The following is a 23,633-nucleotide window of genomic DNA, read 5'->3' on the forward strand; positions in this document are numbered from 1 at the left end:
CTATTCCGCGCTCTCCCTCATTCCCAATTCTTCAAATGCGCTGGATCAATGTGCGCTGGATCAATGGCTCCAAACAGTTTGCGATCGCGGAAGCCTGCGTCATTGGTCTGGTTTCGGGGCTGGCAGCGGTCATGCTCAAACAGAGCGTGGGCTGGCTGGGCGGGTGGCGGGTGCAATGGTCGCATCAGTTTACAGACTGGCTGGTGCTGCCGCTGCTGGGGCTGCTGGGCGGCGGGCTAGCAGGGTTCCTGGTGGAGCGGCTGGCTCCGGAGGCAGCGGGCAGCGGCATTCCCCAGGTGAAGGCGGTGCTGGCCAATGTGGCGATCGCCCTCAACATGCGGGTTGCCCTAGTAAAACTGGTCAGCGTTATTCTCACCCTGGGCGCAGGGCTGAACCTGGGTCGTCAGGGCCCGACGGTGCAAATTGGCGCAGCGCTGGCCGCCCAACTCAGCCAGTGGATTCCCACCTCGCCGGAATATCGTCGCCAGCTCATCGCCTCAGGCGCAGCGGCAGGACTGGCGGCCGGCTTCAATGCCCCGATTGCGGGCGTTTTGTTCGTGGTGGAAGAGTTTTTGCAGGATTTCTCCGGCATCACGCTGGGCACGGCGATTCTGGCTTCCTTCATCGGCGCAGTCGTGTCGCGGGTGCTGGGCGGCCGCAGCCTCAGCCTGGATCTGGGCATGACCGCCTACGAGGCCACGTTTTCGCTCTACGATGTGCCGCTCTTCCTGATTTTGGGGCTACTGGCGGGGCTGCTGGGGTCGCTGTTTAGCCGGGGCATTTTCGTCAGCCTGTCCCTCAACCGTCGGCTTCCGCTGGGGCTGCCGGGGCGGATTGGGCTGGCGGGGCTGCTGTCTGGGCTGGTGGTGTCGCAACTGCCCGACAGCTTTCGGGACAACACGGGTCTGCAAGATCTGCTCAGCGGCGGCAATGCTGCCTGGTACTTGCTGCTGCTGGCCTTTGGCGCAAAGTTTTTGCTGACGCTGGTGGCCTACGGGTCGGGTGCGCCGGGGGGAATTTTTGCGCCATCGCTGATTTTGGGGTCGGCGCTGGGAGCGCTGGTGGGCATTACGGGCAGCGGGCTGGAGTCGCTGCTGGGGCTTGCGCCGCATGTCAGTCCGGCCAGTACCTATGCGCTGGCAGGGATGGGCGCATTTTTCAGCGCGGTGACGCGGGGCCCGGTAACAGCGATCGTCATCGTGTTTGAAATTACAGCCAATTTCAACCTGGTGCTGCCGCTGATGATTGGCTCAGGCATTGCCTATCTGGTGGCGCAGCGGCTGGTGGGCAGTTCGTTTTATACTCGACTGCTGGAGTGGAACGGCATCCAGATTCAGTCGCCAGGAACCCAGCCCGCGCCCTGGCAAAAGCTAACGGCGGCGGCGGTGATGCAGCGGCGGGTGGAAACGCTGTCGAGCAGTTTGTCGCTGGATGAGGCGAAGCATGCCTTTGCGCGATCGCACCATCGCGGGTTTCCGGTTGTAGACAACGGACGGCTGGTGGGCATCGTCACCCAGAGCGATTTGTCGGCTCCAGAGCGGCAGCCCCCCAATCCTGCGGCCGCCACCCTGTCGGACGTGATGACGGTCCAGCCCGTAACCGTCCGCCCGTCCGACTCGCTGACCCATGTGCTGTTTTTGCTGAATCGGTTTAAGGTCAGCCGCTTACCCGTCACGGATGGACCAAAGCTGGTGGGCATTATCACCCGCGCAGACATTATTCGCGCCGAGTCGGATCAGCTCACGGGCGAGTCGCTGCAACTGGGCCCCCGTCCCGCGCCCTCCTATGAAGTTTATCGGACGCGATCGCCCGCCACGGGTCGGGGTCGGCTGCTGCTGCCCGTCAGCAATCCCCAGACGGCTCCGATTTTGGTGAAACTGGCGGGGGCGATCGCCCAGGAGCGGGGCTATGAGCTAGAGGTGCTGCACGTCATCCTGGTGTCGCGGGCCCATCCACCCTCGGAAACCGCCGTCCGCACCACCCAGGCGCGGCGCTTGCTGCGGCAGATTGAGCATTTGGGGCAAGACTGGCAGGTTCCTGTGCATACGCAGATTCGGGTGGCCCACGACGCAGCCCAGGCCATGCTAGAGGCTATCAAGGCGCAGCATATCAACCTAGTGCTGATGGGCTGGAAAGGCAGCACCAGCACCCCAGGGCGCGTATTTGGCACAACGGTAGACACCCTGATTCGCCAGGCTCCCTGCGATGTGGTGCTGGTCAAGCTGGGCGAAGAGACTCGATTCAATCACTGGCTGCTGCCGCTGTCGGGCGGGCCAAACGCGCAATATGCCCTGACGCTACTGCCTGCGCTGACCCGCCTCAGCCCCGACCCCAGCATCAAGCTCTGTCAAGTGTTGCCCGTCGAGGAGCCGATGGCGGATTTGTCTGTGATGGCGGCGGCGATGGACGAACTGCGCCAGCGGGTCAACTGCTCCATTACCACGCGCCCAATCCGGGGACATTCCGTGCCGGGGGCGATTTTGCGGCTGGCCTGGCAGGAACCCTGCGACGTGATTGTGCTGGGGGCAAGCCGCGAAAGCCTGCTGCAACAGGCGCTCACGGGCAACATCCCTGAGGCGATCGCCCGCAGCAGCGATTGCACCGTGGTCTTGGTCCGAGCGGCGATCGCCCCAGACGAGTCCTAACACCGCTGTCCGACTAGACAGCCCCATGTTTAACCTCATTTGTTGAAGTTTACCGTGACGCGATTACAGATGCGATCGCCTGGGAACTCTGTAATAGATAGACCTGATCAGGCGTGGTCATGAAGGGTCACGAGTCAACTGCAAAGGGACTGCAAGTAGCCTGCAAGTAGCTTGCACGTCTTTTGTCATCCTGTGTCATCATGCAGCGATTGGGCATTCCAGAAGCCTTGATCACTGACCCGCCTTTTGAGCAGGCAGGCTTTGTCCAACCACTCAAGCTCGATGACTGAACAAGCTCGATGACTGAAGATGACTAAAATAGCCATCATGAATCGACATCATGAATCGTCATCATGAATCGCTATCACGACGCTTGAACAGGCAGCAGCAGATACGGGTGCAACAATTGCAACAATTAGGAAGCTAGGAAGCCAGTCGATTAGCTAGGCAGCAAGACTCTACACAACCTAAGGGTCAGTTAAAGCAGCATCACGGCGGCCTAGGTATTCTCCAGGCTTACTCAGCCTGACGTTGATTCAGCCGTCTTGCCCTAAACCACCCGTGAACACTCCACCCTTCTCCGCCTTTGCAAAAACCTGGCAAACGCTTCAGCCAAACCTGCTGGCGGGGCTAAAAGCAGCAACCGTGACTGGGCTTGCTATCACCGGGCTGGTGCTGGGGCTGCGGCAATTGGGCGGGCTGGAGCCGCTGGAACTGCGGATTTATGACCGGATGGTGCGCCTGCGATTCCGGGACGGATTGCTTGGCGATTCGCCCGATTCCCCCGACCCGCGCCTGCTGGTGGTGGAAATCACCGAAGCGGATATTCAAACACTCCAGCGGGCTACGCCGTCGGATGAAACCCTGGCCAGGGCGATCGCCCAGCTTCAGCAATACCAGCCCCGCGTCATCGGGCTAGACCTGCATCGCGACGTGCCCCAAGAGCCAGGTCATGCTCAACTCCAGGCCCAGCTTCAAGCCGATAATCTAATTGCCATCGCCAAGCTGGGCGAATCGGCGGGCGATTCGCGAAGCGATCCGTCCCGGAATCGCATTCCGCCGCCACCAGGATTCCCCCCAGAGCGAGTGGGCTTCAACGATTTTGTGATTGACCGGGACGGCGTAATTCGCCGCAGCCTGCTGTATGCCCACACCGACACCGAAACCCACACGTCCCTGTCGCTGCGGCTGGCGCTGGCGTATCTCAAGCCAGACGACATCCGCCCGCGCCCCAGCGCCGCCAATCCCGACGATTTGCAGCTTGGCGCATCCGCCTTTGTGCCGCTACAAGCCAACTCCGGAGCCTATCAGCGCCTCGACAGCAGCGGCTACCAAACCCTGCTGAACTATCGCGCCCGCCAAAATCCGGCTCGCCGCGTCAGCTTGAGTCAGGTCTTGGCCCAGGACATTTCGCCAGAGTGGGTGCAGGACAAAATTGTGCTGATTGGGATGACGGCTCCCAGCGGCAAGGATCTGTTCTACACGCCCTTTAGCGCGGGCGAGCAGGTGTCGCACCAGATGCCCGGTGTGGTGGTTCATGCCCAGATGGTGAGCCAGTTTCTCGATGCTGCTACCGGAGCGCGATCGCCCTTCTGGTTTTGGCAAGAGTGGCAGGAGTGGCTGTGGATCTGGGGCTGGGCAACGGTCAGCGGGGCAGTGGCCTGGGCGGTGCGCCATCCGATTGCGCTGGGGCTAAGCAGCGTAGGACTGCTGGGCTTGATTGGCGGCGCGGGCTTTGGGCTGTTTTTGCAGCAGGGCTGGGTTCCAACGGTGGCTCCGGCGATCGCCTCGATGATGGCCCTGGGGACGGTCGTCGCCTACCGAGCGCAACAGTCGCACCGCCAGCAGCAGATGGTGATGACGCTGTTGGGGCAAAACACCTCGCCCGAAATTGCCGACGCGCTGTGGAATGCCCGCGATCGCCTGCTGGCCTCAGGCAAGCTGCCGGGTCAGCGACTCGTCGCCACGATGCTGTTTACCGATATCAAGGGCTTCAGCACTATTTCTGAACAAATGCCGCCGGAAGCGCTGCTGGAATGGCTCAACGAATACCTGGAAGCCATGACCCACGAAATTCAGCAGCACCACGGCATTATCAACAAGTTTACGGGCGACGGGCTGCTGGCGATTTTTGGCGTGCCCATGCCCCGCCTGGAGGAGCGCGAGGTGGATGAGGATGCCTATCAGGCGATCGCCTGTGCGTTGTCGATGGGCAAACGGCTGGAGCAACTGAACCAGATCTGGCAACAGCGCGGTCTTCCGCCGATTCAAATGCGGGTGGGCATTTTCACCGGGCCCGTGGTGGTGGGCAGCCTCGGCGGCAAGGAGCGGATGGAATACGGCGTAATTGGCGACAGCGTGAACACGGCCTCCCGGCTGGAAAGCTGCCTGAAGGATCGCCAAGTGGATCTCTGCCGCGTGCTGATTGCCGAGGAAACCCTAATGCATGTCAAAGGCAAGTTTCAGGTGGAATCCTGGGGACCACTGGCGCTTAGCGGCAAGCAGCAGCTTGTAGAGGTCTATCGGGTGATTGGCTATGCAACGTGATTAAGTATTGGACTAAGGCCTTTCTTTACGAATAGCGCGAAACATACCGAAGCGGCATAGCCCCGCGCTAAAGGCCAGCCACATCAGTAGAATGGTCGGCACTTCCCGTAGCGACTTAATCAAACCGGGAACGCCGAATTTCACTAGGCCCGCAGGTCGCGCGATGCCCTGCCAGATCGAGTCGGGCCAGGAGGGCAGCGTTTCCTTTGACCAGTCCGCAGTGGCGACAGGGCCCTCGGTGAGTCCTGTGGCTTCCAGCAGTTCCGAAAACCCTTCGATGCTGGCAAACTCCGGATGCGACCATTGATCCAGCAATTGCCGCATGACGGTGCGCTCCCAAAGGTTGAGGGGAGCCTTGCGAGCGTCGCGCTGGTTCCAGTCGGCCACCACCAGCACGCCGCCGGGTTTCAGCACGCGCATCAGTTCCTTGGCAAAGATTGCTTTGTCGGGCATGTGTGGCCCGGCTTCCACCGACCACACCACGTCGAAGCTGGCATCGGGAAACGACAGCGCCATCGCGTCGTCTACCAGAAACTTGGCGCTGACTCCGGGCGGCGTAAGATCCTGCGCCCGCTTTACCTGCTGGGGGCTGATGGTAATGCCCGTAACGTTGAAGCCGTAGTCTTGCGCCAGGATACGGCTGCTGCCGCCGATGCCACAGCCCACGTCTAGCAGGGTAGAACCGCGCGGCAAGCGATCGAGTCCGCCCCAGCGCACCATTTCATGCACAAAGTCGGCCTTGGCTTTGAGAAAATCTTTGCGGCGGGGCGGGGAGCCATAGTGCCCCAGATGAATATGTTCGCCCCAATAAAATTCCAGGATGCCGTCCTGCGTCCATTCGTCGTAGGAACGGGCAACAGACTCGCCGGACTGATAGCGGCGGGCGGTGAGCAGGTAAAGAATCGTGCCGATGAGCAACGTTGCCAGCAGCAGGATGAGGGCGATCGCCAAGAGAGAACCCATACTTGATGTCGCGTGTCCGAGTTTGATGTAGAGCGTTTGAGTAGAGCGGTGAGCGCGTCGAATCCCAATCTCGAATACGATTGTAACGTTACTTTAACGTCGAACTCGACTAGCACAGTGAGGCAGCACTCGACCTGGCGTTGGCCTGATCGCGTTTGGGGGGCGATCGCCACAAAGCAGCGCCTTATCAGAGCAGAACCACCCGGCCCCAAACTCCCAAGACGCTGCTAGACGTTGCTGAACGCAAATATGTCAAATACGAATTTCCCACTCTGCGGGAAGCTTAGTCTCGATCTTCTCGCTTAGAAATGACGTTGAAATTCTCGTCTAAAAAAACGTCGTATTCCTTGCCGTCGTTGCAGCGCACGTCTTCGGCTTCAAAGCCCACGCCCTGGATATAATCCACATCGCCAACCACCGGACATCCCTGAGACTGAAGCACTTCGACGACTCTCGCCCGCTCTTGGGGAGTTGCATCTCGATCGATATCAGCCCTAGCTGCCTGGGGAAGCAGCACGCCTGCCGATACCAGCAGCAAAGAGACAAAGCCGCTGACAGAAAACTGCATCAAAGACAAACGTTTCATGCAAAGCTCCTATGTATTCCAGTTAATAAACTGCTCATAGGCTATCGATACAGGCACACGAGTTTGCTCTATCAAGAGGTATATTCGGGGACAATCAAGCGGAGGAATCCAGTTCTTCCGGCTTCGGATCACGCTGGGTTCGGTTCTTCCCTTGTTTAAGGCAAGGGGGAATTAAAACATCGCTGCTCAAGCATAGAACACAGTAGCTCGTCAGATAAGGTAGTCAGATGGGGCGCGATGAAACCGTATGATGAAGAACCGTATGATGAAGCGGATCGACGTTGCGTGAGGAAGCCAATGGAGTCAATGGATTCTCTGAACTGGGTGATGGGCGGGCTGGCCGTGGCGATTTTGATCGGCGGAATGCTGATGATGTTTACGACGGTGTTTACCACAAAGCGCTAATGGCTGCTGCCGAATTAGCCGTCGCGACGATGCACCCGAAACTCCTGCTCCAGGGTCGGCAGTTCAATATTGTCCTGAGCAAGCTGGGCGATCGCCTCCACATCAGCTAGTTTTTCTCGCAAAATCTCGACTCGATCCTGGAGGCGGGCGCGAATTACCTGCGGCCCGGCGCTGACGCAATCGCTACAGGCTTCTCCACAAATTACGCCCTGGTCGTTGTAGATTACCGCCAGCAGGAGTTGGTTTGAGCCGCTGCGGATGGGGCGAGACTCACGGCCGCAAATCGAGCAGAATACTGGAACGTTGCCAAAATAAATGCTTTGTTCCCAAACGATCTTCACAGGCTTGACCTCGATTGCGTGGCGCTAGACGGCAGAATCAAGCGGGTCTTAGGATGGTCAGAGCCAGCAGAGCCAGACTTTAGCACCCGCCCGAAGACTCGATAGGCGCACTCGTTGAAAGGTTGACAGAGCGGCCCCTCAATTCATCCCTAGTTTGTGACCAAAAGCCTAGCCTTGCTGTTTGGTTTAAGGATGTTTTCTGAATCACAGATTTGGGGGCATAGACCGTGAGGCGCTGGAAAAATGGCTACAAAAATTGCCTCACAGGCCAGGAATCCGGTCGCTGCAAGGCAAGGACAGTTAAACGCTACTTATAGTGTGGAGGGCGATCGCCCTCATGACCTCGGTCGCTGTGCCGATTTCTTGGGTGTCCTGTAGCGCGATCGCATCTATCTTAGGGAATAGCCTGGTGATCTGGGTCACAGGTTACCGTCCGAGTCTTGTGCAGGAACGAGTCGGGGTTGGGAGCGGGAGAGCCGCCCAACAGTGCCTTGTTGCCGGGGTTTGGAGGTCTTTTATAGAGAATTGACAGAGAATTGCTGGGGAGATTATGGGGCGATCGCGCTGCAATTCCTCAAGCAACTGCCCATCATTGGGTTTACAAAACGTTACTTTTTTATGCACCCTGGGCAGATTAAATACAGTCAGTCCTCTAGAACTGCGTCTAGTAGAACTGCGTCTAGCATCCCTTCAATAGTCAATTGCGACTGCTGACTCATCAATTCTTTCGCGTTTATCCCTTATCCCATCAATCCATCCTGCGAAGAACCCTCTATGCTTAGCCAGATGAAACGCCTCAGCCTGGAGACCGAAGGCCAGTATGCGACCGATGCAGACCTGCAATTTTTGCGAGATTACGCAAAATCCTACGGGCAGCGAGTCGAAACCTACCAGCGCATCCAGAACGCCGAGGCGCTGCTATTGAGCCAGGTTCAGCAATACATGATGAGCAAAGACCCAACTCTGTTTCGGAACGGCGACAATGACCTGACGACAAAGTGGAAGCGAGATACCGTGCGGGTGCTGCGCTATTCTGCGGTGGCAATGCTGCTGAACGATCCCGAAACGCTGCAAGAGCGATTTTTGCTGTGGTTTCAAACCATCATGCGGGCCTTTGGCGCACAGCGAAGCTGCAACGCAACCTATGAAGCCATGCAGCATGTGGTGCGGCAACATCTGACCCCTGTGCAGGCCAGCCTGTTTTGCCCCATTTTGGAAATTAATCGGCATCTGCTGGGGGGCAGCAACGCCTAGCTAGTGTATTCCACAATCCGCAGGCTTCCTGGGCGAGTCGTGTTCAACGGCTCACGCAGGGAGCCTTTCATTTTGGCGACTGCCTTTTGGCGACGGGTCGCCCTGGAGATTCGCACTGGCTGGAGATTCGCACTGGGCCTGTTGTCGCGCCGGGTGATTGTTACGAAGCGTATTATCACGAAGCCCAATGCTACGAAGCGTGTTGCTACGAAGCGTGTTGTTACGAAGCCTATGTTACGAAGTGCAATGCTACGAAGCGTGTTGCTACGAAGCGTGTTGTTACGAAGCCTATGTTACGAAGTGCAATGCTACGAAGCGTGTTGCTACGAAGCGTATTGTTACGAAGCGCAATGCTGCCGCTCCTGAAATAGCCTACCGAATTCTGTAAATTTTGGAAGGCGATCGCCCCAAAACCGTGGTTTTTTGTTTCGGGGGCCACGTCCATCCGTTATTAGAGAATATATTCTAGAGAATCAGAAGTAATACGGATGCTTCGCGGGGCTGTTGACTCACGGGGCGATATGCTTTAGGTGATTTTGACTGGGGTGAGGGTTCGCTATGCCAGTAAGACGTTTTGAGTTGCGATCGCCCGAAGGGGGCGCGGATGGGTTTGGCATGTATTTGGGCGAAGCGGGACAGTCGGGCGCAGCCAGCGGCCTCGCGCCAGAAGCGCTGACCCGCCCCCGGTCAAAATCCTGGCGATGGCTGATTGTGGGGTTGACCAGTTGTGCGGCCTTGGGCGGCGTGGCGGCATCGGCGCTGCTGTGGATGCTGATGCTGCCGCCTGCGCCCGATTGCAAAACGGGATCTCCGCTGGCTCCCGATATGGAGCGGCTGTTTTGCGCTCAGCAGGCGGCTCGGTCGGGCGAGCTGACCGAACTGCTGTCTGGCCTGGCGCTGATTGAAACCTGGACTCCGGAACATCCGCTTTATAAGGAAGCCCAGCGATCGGTTGAAGAGTGGTCGAAGGGGCTGCTGATCATCGCCCGCCAGAAGATGAACGCCAGCGACCTGCAAGGCGCGGTGGAAATTGCCCAGCGCATTCCCAAATCTAGCTCGGTGCGGGCCGATGCAGAGGCGGCGATCGCCACCTGGCAGGGCATCTGGCGGCAGGGCGAGGCGCTGGTGGCGGCTGCCCAAGCTGCGATGAAGGAACAAGCCTGGGGCAATGCCTCGGAGGTGATCCGCGACCTGGGCGAGATGAGCCATCCCTACTGGGGCAACCAGCGGGCTCGGGCGCTGTCGGAGCAACTGCTTGTGGAACGCAAGGCACGCCAGCAGTTTGCCGAGGCTCAGAAGATTGCCCAGGCGGGTAAGCTGCCCGATTTGGCAAAGGCGATCGCCCAAGCAGGACGAATCGACAAGAGCAGCTATGCCTGGAGCGATGCCCAGCCCGTGCTGAACCAGTGGAGCGATCGGCTGCTGGGCGCAGCATTCCAGCTTTGGCAGGAGCAAAAGTTTGACCAGGCGATCGCCCTCACCAAGCAGGTCGAGGTCAACCCCGGCCGGGCTGAAATGGCAAAGGATTTGATCCAGCTTAGCGAAGCGCGGAAGCTGGCCGTTTCCACCTGGACAAACTGGGTTGCCACGCCGCAGCATGTGATAAGCCTAATGGAGGCGATCGCTGCCGCAAAGCAGATCAAGCCCACCAGCGCCTACTATGCCCAGGCGCAGAGCAGTCTGGCAAGCTGGCAGATTCAGCTAGACGGATTGCGGCAGTTGCAACTGGCCCAGATGACGGCGGGCGTGGGAACTGTGGAGACGCTGAAGACGGCGATCGCCCAGGCCAGCAAGGTTCAGCCCGGAAACCCCCGCCGCCTGCAAGCCCAGACCATGATCGCTCACTGGCATCGTGAAATCGAGCGGCTCGAAGACCGGCCGCTGCTGGCACGGGCGCGACGGCTGGCTACCGAGGGGACAGTGGCCTCGCTGCAATCGGCGATCGCCCAGGCCGGGCAAATTTCCGAAGGTCGGGCGCTGCGGGGCGAAGCGCAGGCCTTGATGCGCGACTGGACGCGCCAGATCCAGGTGATTGAAGACCAACCCTACCTGAACCTGTCGCGGACGCTGGCACGGCGGGGTCGGCTGCGGGAGGCGATCGCCGCTGCGGCACTGGTGCGTCCCAACCGGGCGCTCTACCCCCAAGCGCGGGCTGCGATTCGCGACTGGCAAGCAGAGCTAAATCGGTTCAACGCCTCGCCGATGCTGCCTGAGCGACCTATTCCTAGCCCCAGCCCAGCCCTGGAAACCCCCTTCGGAAGCAGCCGATCGGGCGCGATCGCCCCTGGGCCAGACGCTTCGTCTGAAGAGACAAAAGAGCCGAAATATCGCTTGCCGCAGACCCCCACCCGCAGCACTCCGGGTCAGCCTGCGCCATCGGGCACCCTCCCCCGCCCATCTGTGCCAGCGCCCATCGCGCCTGAATCTAGCGCTACGCCCCAGCCTGAATCCACGCCCAAGGATATTTCTGGACTGGCGGAACCCGAAGCGCCTCAGATTATGCCGCCTGCGCCGCCTGCGCCGCCTGCGCCGCCTGTGAACGTTGCGCCGCCCCGCGTCGTAGAGCCGCCACCGCGTGTGGTAGAGCCGCCGCCTCGATTTGAGCGTCCCCAGGCAGCGCCCGTGCGGGAGGCTCCGCCCGAAGCTGCTCCGGTTCGTCGGGAACGCCCCGCCGCGATGGAATCAGTCCCCGTGTCGCCGCCTAGCGAACCCGGGCCCCAGGCAATGGAGCCAGAATCCGCCAATTTCACCGAGTCGCAATCCTAGCGCTGCCGCCAGATATACGCCAGATTACGCCAAACATACGCCAAATTACGCCAGACATGGTTCCTGCTTTGGGACTGCTTTGGGAAATTTGGCGTGTGGATTGGCTCGTTTGCCTAGACTCGTTTGCCTAGACTAGCCGAACAGAGCGTTGGCTCCAGCCTTGCGGAGCAACATCGCCCTCTGAAGGAAAAACATGGGCGATCGCCCTCGATTCGGGATACCCAGCCTGGTGAAGTGCGGACAAACAGTCCGGAGCCGTTTCTGCTGGCACACAGCCCAACAGCCCGCCAGCGGTTTGCGGGTCAAACAAGATATCGGCTGGAATTTCGGACGAGCGCGATAGAGACCCTTGCTCCCAATCCTGCACCCAGCGGGCCGCAGCTAGGTTTTGCGGATGCAGAGAACTGCGGAATCCCTGCTGCAACGTTTCTGCTGCACCGGGCAACAGCGGCAGGGCTGACAGATCTAGCCGCACGCCCACAGGCTCCGATGCTCGCAGCATTTCCACCAGATGCCCCAACAGCCCAAAGCCTGTAACATCTGTGCAGGCATGAGCGCCATGCCCCTGAAAGATTTTCGCCGCCGCCTGGTTTGATTGCAGCATCGTGGCGATCGCCCCTTCGATCCAGCGGCCCTTGGCTCGTCGCTGCATCTCTGCGGCAAACAGCGTGCCCGTGCCCAGCGGCTTTGTCAGAATCAGCACATCACCCGGTCGCAGTCCGCCCTTGGGCAGCAGTTGGGACGGTTCCGCCAGACCATTGCAGGCAAAGCCCAGCGCCAGTTCCGCTCCCTCCACCGTATGCCCGCCCATCAGCACTGCCCCGGCAGCGTGTAGAACTTTGGTCGCCCCCGCCAGCAGGTGAAACAGCATCTCCTCTTGTTTGGCAGGCGTAGCGTAGGGCAGCGTGGCGATCGCCAGCGCACTCTGCGGACTCGCCCCCATTGCAAATAGGTCGCTCAGCGCGTGGTTTGCCGCAATCTGCCCAAACACAAACGGGTCATCCACCAGCGCCCGAAAGTAGTCCACCGTTTGCAGCAGCACCCGCCCCGCTGGAACCTCCACCGCCGCCGCGTCATCCGGCGTGTCCAGCCCGATCAGGATATCGTCACGCTGAAGTGCGGGATACTCTGCCTGCACTCGTTGCAAGGCGCGATCGAGCGGCTGGCTACCGATTTTGGAGCCACAGCCCGCGCAGGGGAGGGAGTTGGAAGCGTGGCGGGATGGGGCGAATGTCTTGCGTTCGACCCGCTGGCTCCTCATCTCTGGCAAATTCGAGAACTTTTCCATAAAGCGGCGATCGATGCGGTCTTTCCACTGCCACAGCCAGGGGGTGGGGCCAACGTGCAGAGGGCCGCGAGAGGCAACAGCCGTGCAGTCGCCCAATCCAACCAGGATCAAAAACTCCTTTTGCGGCACGAAGGGCTTCGGCGGCTGGCCCAGCAGAGCGCGGCGCAGATTCTCCACCAGGGGCTTGCCCTGGCGCACGGCAAACACGCCTGCCTTGGGGCGCGGATGGCGAACCATCGTGGCCACGTCGCCCGCCGCAAAAACGTAGGGATGCGAGGTAGATTGCAGGCAGTCATTCACCTGGATAAAGCCGCGATCGTCGGTTGCCAAGCCGGATTCCTTGAGCCAGGATGCGGCCGAGGCTTGCGTCACCCAAAAGGGGCGATCGCACTCGATCCAGCGCCCAGACTCGCAGCGCAATCCGTCGGGTTCCACGGCTGCCACCGTTTCCCCCAAATGAAGCTGAATGCCACGCTGGACAAGGATATGCTGCATCTTGCGTCGCATTCCGGGGCTGCGCTCTGGCAAGATTTCGCGACCGCGATGCACCAGATGAATTTCCAGCGGCGTGTCGAGATGCCCTGCCTGTTGCAACACCTGCCGCAGCCGCGCCCGTATATTCAGCGCTAGCTCCACACCGCCCGCGCCGCCGCCCACAATGCCCAGTCGCAGAGGACGCTGGGGCTGTTCGGACACCTGCTGAACGATCGCCTCCCATTGGGTCAAAAACTGCGAAATCGGCTTCACGGGAATGGCGTAGTCTGCCGCGCCGGGAACCGTGGAGACTGCGGGTGTGCTGCCAATGTCGATCGAGAGCCAGTCGAAGGCGATCGCCGGATGGTGGGCACACAGCACCCGATTTTGCGCCAGATCCAGACCAACCGCGCGATCGCCGATTAGCCGCGCCCCAGCAAACCTCGCCAGTGGCCGCAGGTCAATGTGGCACTCGTCGAAGTCGTACAGTCCTGCCACGTATCCGGGCAGCATTCCCGAATAGGGCGTGTGCATCACGTCGGTAATCAGCGTCAGCCGCACGCCAGGAATCGGGTTCATGCCCCACATTCGGAGGGCGATCGCGTGGCTGTGGCCGCCTCCGATCAGCACGAGGTCTTGCGTAATAGGCGTGGGCGCTTCCAAGGTTATTGCAGCTTCAGCACTGCCATAAAGGCTTCCTGCGGCACGTCCACCGTCCCGATCGCCTTCAGACGTTTCTTACCCTTGGCCTGCTTTTGCAGCAGCTTCTTCTTGCGGCTGATGTCGCCGCCATAGCACTTGGCCAGCACGTCTTTTCGTAAGGCCGGGATGTGTTCGCTGGCCACCACGCGGCTACCGATAGCGGCTTGCAGCGGAATTTTGAACTGGTGGCGCGGAATGAGTTCCTTGAGCTTTTCGACCAGCGCCTTGCCCACATAATAGGCTTTGTCGCGGTGAACAATAGTCGCCAGCGGGTCAACCGGGTCGCCGTTGATCAGGATATCCAGCTTCACCAGGGGATTCTCGCGATAGCCGATGAGGTGGTATTCCATGCTGGCATAACCGCGCGATCGCGACTTCATCTGGTCAAAAAAGTCCGTCACCACTTCCGCCAGCGGCAGTTCATAGGTCAACGTGGTGCGCCCCTGGGTCAAATACTTCATGTCTTTGAACACGCCCCGGCGAGACTGGCTCAGCTCCATCAGCGGGCCGACAAACTCCTCCGGCGTGATCATGTCCACCTGCACATAGGGTTCCTCAATCGCCTCGCGCTTTTGGGGATCGGGCAAATGGCTGGGGTTGTCGATATAGACCTCGCTGCCATCTAGCAGGCGAACCTTGTAAATCACTGATGGAGCCGTGGTAATCAGATCCAGGTCGTATTCGCGCTCCAGTCGTTCCTGCACAATTTCCATGTGCAGCAGCCCCAAAAAGCCGCAGCGGAATCCAAAGCCCATCGCGCTGGAGGTTTCGGGTTCGTATTGCAGTGCCGCGTCGTTCAGCCGCAGTTTTTCGAGCGCTTCTCGCAGGTCTTCAAACTCATCGGCATCGGTAGGGAACAGTCCGCAAAACACCATCGGCTTGGCTTCGGTATAGCCAGGGAGCGGTTCCTTGGCTGGAGCCGTCGCCAGGGTAATGGTGTCGCCCACTCGCGCATCGGCCACTGCCTTGATGGCAGCCGACAGATAGCCCACTTCGCCTGCGTGCAGTTCGTCTACCTGAATTTGGTTGGGCGACAGCACCCCCAGTTCGTCGATTTGGTATTCTTTGCGGGAAGCCATCAGCCGGATGCGATCGCCCTTCTTCAGCGTCCCGTCCATCACCCGGAAGTAGACAATCACGCCGCGATAAGAATCGTAGTAGCTGTCGAAAATCAGCGCCCGCAGCGGCTCCTGCACCGTGTCGCGGGGCGGCGGCACTAAATGCACGATGGATTCCAAAATCTCGCTGATGCCAATGCCCTCTTTCGCCGAGGCAAGAATGGCGCTGCTGCAATCCAGCCCAATAATTTCTTCGATTTCTCCCTTGACCCGATCTGGCTCTGCCCCCGGCAGGTCGATTTTATTTAGCACCGGAATGATTTCCAGATTATGCTCCAGCGCCAAGTACACGTTTGCCAGGGTTTGCGCCTCCACGCCCTGGGAAGCATCTACCACCAGCAATGCGCCTTCGCAGGCAGCCAGAGAGCGCGACACCTCGTAGGAAAAGTCTACGTGCCCCGGCGTGTCGATCAGGTTCAGCACGTAATCCTGCCCGTCTTCGCCGCGATAGTTCATGCGGGCTGCCTGGAGCTTGATCGTGATGCCGCGCTCTCGCTCCAGATCCATATTGTCGAGAAATTGCTCCTTCATTTCTCGATTGCTGACAGTGCCCGTCGTTTGCAGCAAGCGGTCGGCCAGCGTGGACTTGCCGTGGTCGATGTGGGCAATGATGGAAAAGTTGCGGATGTTTGAGACGGGAACGTCGGTCATAGACGCAAGGCATCAAGGGGTAAAAGGGGCGGCATTGCTTAGAGGAGCTGCAAGAGAAACCAGGCAGTGAATCGTCTTTAGGGCATACCGCTCAAGATATTGTAATGCTTCTCTCTGCCGGACGCATCGGCAGTCCCTTGAGTCGTCTTGGGTTTCGCCGCAGTTGGGAGGAACCAGATGACCTATGATTTCTAAATAGATAGATTCAGATCAAGATAGATCAAGTTGTAGCGTATTGTTTTACGCTGCAAGGTGGCCTGTAGAGATATTAGGCCTTGCGGGCAATTCAATTTAGGGGTGCTTGGGAAGATGGGCGATCGCCCCTCGTCTGAGAATCAGAATCTTTAAGAGCCAGCATCACTCAGAAAAGTGGGTGCAGCTTTCTGGAGTAGGGTGCAATAGAGATGCAGTAGAGGTGCAGTAGAGGTGCAGTAGACAGGTCTTGAGCGGAGTAGATGGTTGTTCAAGTCCCATCAAGGGAGGTAATTACTCAACCCAATAGCCAATCGAACTGATGTGAGGTAAGGGCACGAGAAATGGCATCAAAGGCAGAAATGCCCTGACGCTTTGCAGTATTGACCAGCGAACGCACCTGAGCGAATAACTCTGCTCCCCAGTCTGAGCGGAATCCGTTGGTCACCTTGCGAAAGATTACACTCCAGCGCAACGCCTGTTCACTTGCATTATTAGTCGGCGGGATTGCCTCATCGGTCAGAAACAGTAACAGATGAGCGTGAATCTTCTGATAGCGTTTGAGCAACCTTTGTCCCTCGACTGATTTGGGCTGCAAGTTGAGAATCTCTCGGAGTGACCCACCCAATCGAGCGCAATACTGTTCGACGGTCGAGGTGGCAAGGATCTGTCGTCGCCGTTGCAAGGCAATGGCTTTGAGCAACAGCCGTTTCATCCGGGGCGCAAACAAATCATCCCCTGCATCAATCGCATACTGACAATCACGCAGTTGATGCGCTAAACATACTTGCCAGTCTTGGGCTGGATGGGCTGCCTGAGCACTGAATAAGTCAGACACCCAAATCTGCGGTTGATGCCCAGCCATCACGGTATCAATGACCGTTTTGCCACGAGTGGGACGAATCACATGCAGACACACCTGGTCGTTTTGAAACACCCATTCCCACTGGTTTTTCCCATTCACCCGCGCCCCGGTTTCATCACTACCCACTAGCCGAGCACTGCGTAAACGTTCCACAATCTTGGCAATTGGAGTTTCTAGCTGCCCCTGCACCCGTTGCAAGAGATTGGCAATGGCTCCTTCCGACAGCTTTAGACCGTAAAGGTCGCCCATCAAGTGGCTCAACCGTTGGTAGCTGATAGCATGGCTGTAGCGTAGATAGGTGACTAGACTCGCAACACTCGTACCAAAGGGAGACCCTGGCTCTAATCCGACTGGAACCGGAGCCTCATACGCCTTTTGGCAACACTGACAAGTCCCACCGTAGCGTTCAACTCGGGTGATGTGAGGGGTCAATCGGGGCAATTCAATGCGCTCGTAAATCCCACTCAATCGCTGCATTGATAAGTCAACTTCGACCCCACAGTGGGGACAGCTTTTAGCTTGGGCTATCACCACTTGATCTGGTTGTTGGCTCAATGTCCGCCCACCATTGCGGTGATGCCTCGTTTCCTCACCCTTGACGGAAGTTGATTGAACACGGCTCTGATTGGGCTTAAAGCCTTGAGATGGAGGCAGACTCGAATTCTTTGACGTTTTCTTGACCCGTTTTTGCTTCAGCTTTTCCACCTCCGCTCGCAACGTTTGCAACTCCTGCCACAGCCCGCTTATCAGGGCATCCTTTTCGCGATGGCTCAGTCCATCGAGGGGGGGCAGTTCCTTCATGGCAAAAGCTTATCATCTTCTGCTATGACCCTGCTCAGGTCAACCTAGTTGAGCAATTACCAAGGGAGTTTGACCATAGGGGGATTTTCTGGATATAAACGCTCTCGCCCGCGAAAGGCTCCTGCTGGAATCCAGACGAAACGCCGCTTCCCCTGCGGCTTACCACCGCCAAGACTCAAAATCTAAACCGAGATCTAAACCAAGCTCTACGACTCAAGATTTACAATTCAAGCCATTAAGTTTACAACTCACAACATTAGATTCCCTGTACAAAACGATTTAGGGCAGAATTTACTGTAAGTCGGTAGATTCTCATCCTGGAAGCGTGTCTGTATAGGCGAGCCAGGCGATATCAGCGACGGAGCAAATGCGGAACGGTGAGAGAGCAAGACAATATCTATGAGCGACCCTGTTGTGGAATCTAATGTTGCAAAGACTGATGGCGTAAAGACTGATGGCGTGAAGACGGATGGCGTGAACGCTCAGGCCGGCGTTCAGGGTTCGACTCAGGAGGCGATCGCCCCCACAGACCCGCCACCCGCCGTCAGACCCAGAGCAACGGCTGGAAATAAGGTCGATTTGTCAATCCAGATCGACGCTGAGCTATTGAATCAGATTGGGCATCTCACCAGCGATCCGAGCAAAGTGATCGAAGTCGCCGTGCGTCAATGGCTGCGGGGGGGAGCCTCGCGGGACGACGACCTGACGCGATCGCTCCAGCGCAATCCGCCCGTTCCCCCCCGTGGAGAATGGAACGACTAGCCAATTGCTGTAGGAATCACGGATTTGCTTTAAAAGCCGTTGCAGATAGCCTCTGCGACAGGCTACGTTAGGCGAAGATACTTGCGGAACCTGATTCCAAGAACATTTTGCGCGTTTGAACTCACTGTCTCCGATGCACGCTGATGACCTTGTCTGAAGATTCTTCTAGTTCTGTCGTTGGCCCGACAGATGTAGCGATTGCTAGGCGACCCGGCGGCCCGCTCCAGAAACCGCCCTCCATTGGTGATCTCATCTTCATACAAGACGCTGTGGGAACCTACCTCTCCTTCTCCTGGAAGGACGCAGATCGTTACGGACTAGATTCCACGGAGCTGGTGGGTCGGCCGATTGAGGAAGTCGAGTTTGCGCCAGCCGCCCTTGCGCCCTACTTGCAGCGGATTCGCATGGTGCTTGATTTGGGCAGCCCCGATGGGTTTTCCTACTTGTTTCGCTGTGGCGGGCAGTATCTCGTTTTTGACCTCGCGCTCAGCCCCATTCTGCAAGTCAACGCGCTGCCTTCAGCAGTCATCGTCACGGGGCATCTGCTCTATGCCTGCACCGATGACCAGGCCCACCTGCTGCTAGAATCGCCCCCTCGCTTTAGCACGCTCCGGGGCAGCGGCTCCATCTTTTACCAAAAGGCACTGACTCGCGTTGCTTGGAATATCCGCCATACGCTTGACCTCGATGTCATCTGGCAGCAAACCGCCAGTGGACTGGGTGAAACGCTCAACCTGAGTCGCTGTTGGGTGTGTGCTTACCCCGCTGAAGAGGGAAAAGCGCAGATCATGGCAGACTATCGGCAAGATGGAGTGGCGGATTGCGTCGGGCAAACGCTAGATTTACCGAACTTTCCCTACTTGCAGCAGGCTGTTTCCACGCTCCAACCCGTTAGCACCACGCAGATTGATGAAGAAAGCGGCAGGGAGATGGCAATTTTGGCGATCGCCACCTGCCACGACGGCCAGCCCAACGGACTCCTTGTGCTGTATCAAGACGATGAAGCTCAGGTGTGGAGACAGTCCGAAATCGAGCTAGTTCAGGAATTTGCAGAGCAGATTGGAACGGGGCTGGCCCATGCCAGCCTGTATGCAACGAGCCGTCGCCAGGCCGAGCGACTGATGCAGCAGTATCACGACCTCGAAGAAAGCCGTCGCCAGGCCGAAGAAGCCTCCCGCCTCAAGAGCGAGTTTTTGGCCAACACGTCCCACGAGCTACGCACCCCGCTCAACGGCATGATTGGCTTCCTCAAGCTCATCGTAGACGGCATGGCGGATGATCCCGAAGAACAGGGCGAGTTCATCGAAGAAGCCTACCGCTCAGCGGTAAACCTGAACGACATCATCAATGACATCCTGGACATTGCCAAAATCGAAGCAGGCAAGCTCGAAATCGAGATTAACCCGGTCAAGCTCGATGACCTGATGGACGATGTGGAACGCTTTATCCGTCCCCAGGCCGAACACAAGCATCTGAGTTTCAAAATTTGCAAACCCGAAACGCGAGATCCAATCATCCTAAACGGCAACTATCAGCGCCTCCGCCAGGTGCTTCTGAACCTGTTGGGCAACGCCATTAAGTTCACCCACGAAGGCGGCATCACCGTTACCACCGACATCCTGCCCCGCCAGTCCGATCAGGACAAGGGCTATGCCAAGATTAGCGTGGTCGATACGGGCATTGGCGTTTCGCTAGAGAAGCAAGACCGCCTGTTTCAGTCCTTTAGCCAGGTAGACGGTTCCCGGACTCGGCAATATGGCGGCACGGGGCTGGGCCTGGCCATTTCCCAGAAGCTTGTAGAAGCGATGAAGGGCGAGGTGAATTTCTACAGCCTGGGCGAAGGTCTGGGGTCTACGGTTACCTTTACTGTGCCCCTCCATCAGCACCCGGTGCTAATCGCCAGACAGTCTGAAGAGGAAGATGCGGATCTGGCAGACTTGGCAGATTTAGCAGACTTGGTAGACCTGGATACGATGGGTTAGCGGCAGTTAGCATCGCTGTCCCTCAGATCCGCCTCTCAGATCTACTTCAGAGTAGCGGTAGCTCTAGAGTAGCGGTATCAACGGGCGATCGCGCTTAAGCCCTTGCTGTAGCATAAATCTAAGCCGTCTTCTGGGTGATCTCTGCTATGTCGATTACGCTTCAGGTCAATGGCGAACCCCGCACCTGCGAGCCAGATACCTCACTGCCGCAGTTTTTGGAGCAACTGGGCATGAATCCGCGCCTGGTGGCGGTGGAATATAACGGCGAGATTTTGCACCGCCAGTTTTGGGAACAGACCCTCATGCAGGCGGGCGATCGCCTGGAAATTGTCACCATTGTCGGCGGCGGCTGATACAAAGACTGCCTGCAAAGACTTGTTGCAAAGACTTGCCAGGGCTATTGCTCAATTTAGGGCAATCTAAAATTAGGGCAACCTAACCTGGGGTTTTCAAGTACGGTCATCCCTCCTGAAACCCACTGCTAGCCGCCCTCAGCGCAAAACGGAGCGCGTTACATTAGAAGTATTGAATGGCTGTGTAACGTTTTCTAAAGCTTTGCTGCTAAAGCTCTGCAAACTTTAGCTCGACAAACCGTTTAGCTCGGCAAACCGTTTAGCTCAGCAAAACCATTTAGCTCGGCAACTCGGCAAACCGTTTAGCTCGGCAAACTGCACAGCCTGCCCCACGGGCATTGCCCGAAACGTTTACATGAGGGCTTGAGGCGATGCGAAGGTTCTTTTCTCAAGTGTGGCGGCCCCTGCTTCGGCCGCTGGTGGTTTTCTCTCTCATTGCAACATTGGTGTTTGGCAATGCGGGTAGCGCTCTGGCCCTGAGTCGGGGCGGTGGCCGCATCGGTGGCGGCGGGTTTAGCGTGCCCAGCCGCACCTACACCAGCCGTCCGGCTCCGTCCTATGGCGGTGGCGGCTACTATCCCGGTGGTTATCCTGGCGGCGGCATTGGGTTTCCGCTGGTGTGGGGGCCGATTTTCTTTGGCGGCGGTGCAGGCAGCCTGTTCACCATTCTGATTTTTCTCTCACTTGCATCATTTATTGTGCGGAGCGTCCGAGCCGCGCAGTCTGATGCGAATGGCTACGACGACCTGGGCTATGGCGCAGCGTCGCCCACGGTTTCAGTGTCCAAAGTTCAAGTGGGGCTGCTGTCTGGCGCTCGCGGCCTGCAGGCAGACCTGGATCGGCTGGCAAAAACGGCGGATACGGGTTCCAAAGAAGGGCTGACGGAGGCACTGCAAGAAACGACGCTGGCGCTGCTGCGGCATCCCGAATATTGGGTCTATGGCGGCACGCAGTCGGCACAGTATCGCCTGGAGGCGGCTGAGGCACAGTTTAACCGACTGGCGCTGGCGGAGCGCAGCAAATTTAGCGAAGAAACGCTGTCGAATGTCAACCGCCAGTTGCGGCAGGCGGGAACGGCTTCGGCCGCCCTGGCCACGACGGGTACGGGTGAGATAGTGGCGGCAGAGCAGCCGACAGAAGTCCAGTCGCAGGGCGAATATATCGTGGTGACGCTGCTGGCGGCAACGCTGGGCAAGCTGGATCTGCCCGTGGTGAACTCGACGGAAGACCTGCGTCGGGCGCTGTCGCAGATGGGGTCGGTGTCGAGCGATCGCCTCTTGGCGCTGGAAATTCTCTGGACCCCCCAGGTGGAGGGTCAGACCCTCTCGTCAGATGAGCTAGTCGCTGAGTATGCTGATTTGAGATTGGTCTAGCTAGCCTGTAGATAATGGGATACGTTAGGGGTTGAGCGTTCAATCCCTATTTTTTTTACGAATTTTGAAGGGGTCTGGCGGCAAATTTTTTGACCGCGATCGCCGATAGAACTGAGTAATTCTCTCTAGAGGCACGCCCAACCCAGCGGCGATCAGCACGCCCTGATTGATCAGCGTCGTCTGCCACACCCCCAGCGCTTCCCACCGCCGCGCCGAAGTCGATACCACTGCTGGGGCGATCGCCACTTTGCCCAAGGTCTGAGCCTTTCGCACCAGCTTCAGATCTTCCAGAATCGGCACCTCTGGAAAGCCGCCCAGTTGCCAGAAAGTGTCTGTTCGCAGAAATAGCGCCTGATCACCGTAGGGCAGGCTGAACCAGCGCGATCGCCAGCGCACCCCCCGCTCCACCCAGCGCAATCCCGGCAAGGTTCCGTCAATCGACAGGTCAAACGCCCCCAGCGCCACGCCCGGTTGGGCCAGGGTTTGCTGCACCAGATGGGGAAACTTCTGGGGCAGGCGAGTGTCGGCGTGGAGGAAAAGCAGAGTTTTCCCCATCGCGGCGGTGGCTCCGGCGTTCATCTGGCGGGCGCGGCCGGCAGCAGAGTAGACGACCGTTGCGCCATACTGCTGAGCGATCGCCCGCGTGTCGTCCTGGCTGCCCCCGTCTGCCACAATCACTTCCAATGTGCCAGAGGGCGATAGGGTTTCCAGCAGGCTCGGCAATTCTGCGGCTTCATTCAGCGTTGGAATGATCACGGAAATCACCTGCTCCCGCAGCGCTTCCCACACGGGCAAGTCGGCAGCAGTGTCAATGTCCGTCAGTGGGTCAAGGGTTGCTACGGAGAGATGGAGAGCTTGGGCGATCGCCCTAGTCTGGGTAAATACGCGCTCTGTGCCCCAATCAATGCCGCTGAACAGGTCTGCAAGGGGCTGCCGCAGCCCGATGAGATAATAGCCGCCATCGGTGGCCGGCCCCAGCACCAGGTCATGGCTCTGCAACGCGGTAAAGGCCTGCTGCAAAATTGCGGCATCCACGCTGGGGCAGTCTGCGCCAATCACCACGACCCGCTCGGCTCCAGCGGCGATCGCCCCTTCCACCGCACTCAACAGGCGATCGCCCAAGTCTCCTGACGGCTGCGGATGCAGCGCCCAGGAGGTTCCCAGCCAGTCTGCCATTTGGGACAATTCGCCCCCCGCAAACCAGATTTCTGCCGAAATAGGGCGGGTCGAATTCTCCGCCGTCGGAGACAGGAGAGGACGGATTTGCCGCAGCACCTGCGCGGTCATCTGTCGCTGAAGCTGGGCGGCTCCGGTTTCTCCCAAATGCGGAATGAGGCGCGTTTTCGTGGTTCCTGGCTGGGGATAGCGCGAAAAAAGAATTAGATGATCGGCAAGAATCACGGCTAAAAATTCCAATTTTGGGGTGAAACGTTAAGGGGCGATCGCCAAGATAGCGGGGCAAAGAGTCTTACTAGAAAGGCTGATGAAAAACGCTGTAACTACCAGGTAGAAAAGATTCTCCCGATCCCTCCTCAGTCTAGGTCGTCATTCATCGAGCTTTAGAA

The 23,633-nt window shown here is 58.3% G+C and carries 16 protein-coding genes; 8 read left to right on the forward strand and 8 right to left on the reverse strand.

Annotated features, from left to right (window positions below; all coding sequences use genetic code 11):
* Positions 1-35 precede the first annotated feature (35 nt).
* Together HNI00_RS20085 and HNI00_RS20090 are read left to right on the forward strand one after the other, a co-directional pair.
* Positions 36-2,645, forward strand: a complete 2,610-nt coding sequence (locus tag HNI00_RS20085; protein ID WP_316788867.1) for a chloride channel protein — start codon at positions 36-38, stop codon at positions 2,643-2,645.
* A 561-nt stretch (positions 2,646-3,206) separates the two neighbouring features.
* Positions 3,207-5,192, forward strand: a complete 1,986-nt coding sequence (locus HNI00_RS20090) for a CHASE2 domain-containing protein (RefSeq protein ID WP_316788869.1) — start codon at positions 3,207-3,209, stop codon at positions 5,190-5,192.
* Between the two features lie 12 nt (positions 5,193-5,204).
* Here HNI00_RS20090 and HNI00_RS20095 read toward each other — a convergent pair whose 3' ends face one another.
* From HNI00_RS20095 to HNI00_RS20110, 4 genes are all read right to left on the reverse strand, one after another.
* Complete coding sequence (locus tag HNI00_RS20095) at positions 5,205-6,155, reverse strand: methyltransferase domain-containing protein (RefSeq protein ID WP_316788870.1); 951 nt, start codon at positions 6,153-6,155, stop codon at positions 5,205-5,207.
* 283 nt (positions 6,156-6,438) lie between these two features.
* Positions 6,439-6,741 carry a hypothetical protein gene (locus tag HNI00_RS20100; RefSeq protein WP_316788873.1) on the reverse strand — a complete coding sequence of 101 codons (303 nt, stop codon included), beginning with the start codon at positions 6,739-6,741 and terminating at the stop codon, positions 6,439-6,441.
* A gap of 419 nt (positions 6,742-7,160) precedes the next feature.
* Positions 7,161-7,487, reverse strand: a complete 327-nt coding sequence (locus HNI00_RS20105; protein ID WP_297076118.1) for a hypothetical protein — start codon at positions 7,485-7,487, stop codon at positions 7,161-7,163.
* Positions 7,488-7,787: 300 nt separating this feature from the next.
* Complete coding sequence (locus HNI00_RS20110; protein ID WP_297076115.1) at positions 7,788-7,910, reverse strand: hypothetical protein; 123 nt, start codon at positions 7,908-7,910, stop codon at positions 7,788-7,790.
* 351 nt (positions 7,911-8,261) lie between these two features.
* Between HNI00_RS20110 and HNI00_RS20115 the strand changes: the two genes are divergently transcribed.
* Both HNI00_RS20115 and HNI00_RS20120 read left to right on the forward strand, forming a co-directional pair.
* Positions 8,262-8,741, forward strand: a complete 480-nt coding sequence (locus HNI00_RS20115) for a globin family protein (protein ID WP_316788876.1) — start codon at positions 8,262-8,264, stop codon at positions 8,739-8,741.
* Positions 8,742-9,299: 558 nt separating this feature from the next.
* Positions 9,300-11,507 (forward strand): tetratricopeptide repeat protein, encoded by a 2,208-nt coding sequence (locus HNI00_RS20120; RefSeq protein WP_316788878.1) that lies wholly within the window; start codon positions 9,300-9,302, stop codon positions 11,505-11,507.
* A 127-nt stretch (positions 11,508-11,634) separates the two neighbouring features.
* Here the strand turns inward: HNI00_RS20120 and selD are convergent, their stop codons facing one another.
* The 3 genes from selD to tnpC all read right to left on the reverse strand — a co-directional run bounded on the left by selD (position 11,635) and on the right by tnpC (position 17,598).
* On the reverse strand, positions 11,635-13,857 hold the full coding sequence (gene selD, locus HNI00_RS20125; RefSeq protein ID WP_420156406.1) for a selenide, water dikinase SelD: 2,223 nt from the start codon (positions 13,855-13,857) through the stop codon (positions 11,635-11,637).
* A gap of 77 nt (positions 13,858-13,934) precedes the next feature.
* Positions 13,935-15,740 (reverse strand): translation elongation factor 4, encoded by a 1,806-nt coding sequence (lepA, locus tag HNI00_RS20130; protein WP_068513232.1) that lies wholly within the window; start codon positions 15,738-15,740, stop codon positions 13,935-13,937.
* Positions 15,741-16,230: 490 nt separating this feature from the next.
* Positions 16,231-17,598 carry an IS66 family transposase gene (gene tnpC / locus HNI00_RS20135; protein WP_316788883.1) on the reverse strand — a complete coding sequence of 456 codons (1,368 nt, stop codon included), beginning with the start codon at positions 17,596-17,598 and terminating at the stop codon, positions 16,231-16,233.
* Positions 17,599-18,177: 579 nt separating this feature from the next.
* Here tnpC and HNI00_RS22215 point away from each other — a divergent pair.
* The 4 genes from HNI00_RS22215 (at position 18,178) to HNI00_RS20155 (ending at position 22,068) form a co-directional block, all read left to right on the forward strand.
* Entirely contained in the window at positions 18,178-18,360 is a 183-nt protein-coding gene (locus tag HNI00_RS22215; RefSeq protein ID WP_205371270.1) for a hypothetical protein, read from the forward strand.
* Between the two features lie 143 nt (positions 18,361-18,503).
* Complete coding sequence (locus HNI00_RS20145; RefSeq protein ID WP_316788887.1) at positions 18,504-20,342, forward strand: ATP-binding protein; 1,839 nt, start codon at positions 18,504-18,506, stop codon at positions 20,340-20,342.
* Between the two features lie 146 nt (positions 20,343-20,488).
* Positions 20,489-20,695, forward strand: coding sequence for a sulfur carrier protein ThiS (gene thiS, locus HNI00_RS20150; protein ID WP_316788890.1), 207 nt, complete (start codon positions 20,489-20,491; stop codon positions 20,693-20,695).
* A gap of 371 nt (positions 20,696-21,066) precedes the next feature.
* Positions 21,067-22,068, forward strand: coding sequence for a DUF1517 domain-containing protein (locus HNI00_RS20155; protein WP_316788892.1), 1,002 nt, complete (start codon positions 21,067-21,069; stop codon positions 22,066-22,068).
* A 39-nt stretch (positions 22,069-22,107) separates the two neighbouring features.
* On the opposite strand, the gene HNI00_RS20160 is transcribed toward HNI00_RS20155, so the two are convergent.
* A complete protein-coding gene (locus tag HNI00_RS20160; protein ID WP_316788895.1) occupies positions 22,108-23,469 on the reverse strand; it encodes a TIGR04283 family arsenosugar biosynthesis glycosyltransferase in 1,362 nt (453 codons plus the stop codon).
* Positions 23,470-23,633: the final 164 nt, after the last annotated feature.

The sequence above is a fragment of the Thermoleptolyngbya oregonensis NK1-22 genome (assembly GCF_032705245.1).
GTDB lineage: Bacteria > Cyanobacteriota > Cyanobacteriia > Elainellales > Elainellaceae > Thermoleptolyngbya > Thermoleptolyngbya sichuanensis.

Coding starts and splice junctions, on each gene's coding strand:
- HNI00_RS20085 (WP_316788867.1), top strand. CDS start 36: ATGCGCTGGATCAATGTGCGCTGGATCAATGGCTCCAAACAGTTTGCG.
- HNI00_RS20095 (WP_316788870.1), bottom strand. CDS start 6,155: ATGGGTTCTCTCTTGGCGATCGCCCTCATCCTGCTGCTGGCAACGTTG.
- HNI00_RS20100 (WP_316788873.1), bottom strand. CDS start 6,741: ATGAAACGTTTGTCTTTGATGCAGTTTTCTGTCAGCGGCTTTGTCTCT.
- HNI00_RS20115 (WP_316788876.1), top strand. CDS start 8,262: ATGCTTAGCCAGATGAAACGCCTCAGCCTGGAGACCGAAGGCCAGTAT.
- HNI00_RS20120 (WP_316788878.1), top strand. CDS start 9,300: ATGCCAGTAAGACGTTTTGAGTTGCGATCGCCCGAAGGGGGCGCGGAT.
- selD (WP_420156406.1), bottom strand. CDS start 13,857: ATGTGGGGCATGAACCCGATTCCTGGCGTGCGGCTGACGCTGATTACC.
- lepA (WP_068513232.1), bottom strand. CDS start 15,740: ATGACCGACGTTCCCGTCTCAAACATCCGCAACTTTTCCATCATTGCC.
- tnpC (WP_316788883.1), bottom strand. CDS start 17,598: ATGAAGGAACTGCCCCCCCTCGATGGACTGAGCCATCGCGAAAAGGAT.
- HNI00_RS20145 (WP_316788887.1), top strand. CDS start 18,504: ATGACCTTGTCTGAAGATTCTTCTAGTTCTGTCGTTGGCCCGACAGAT.
- thiS (WP_316788890.1), top strand. CDS start 20,489: ATGTCGATTACGCTTCAGGTCAATGGCGAACCCCGCACCTGCGAGCCA.
- HNI00_RS20155 (WP_316788892.1), top strand. CDS start 21,067: ATGCGAAGGTTCTTTTCTCAAGTGTGGCGGCCCCTGCTTCGGCCGCTG.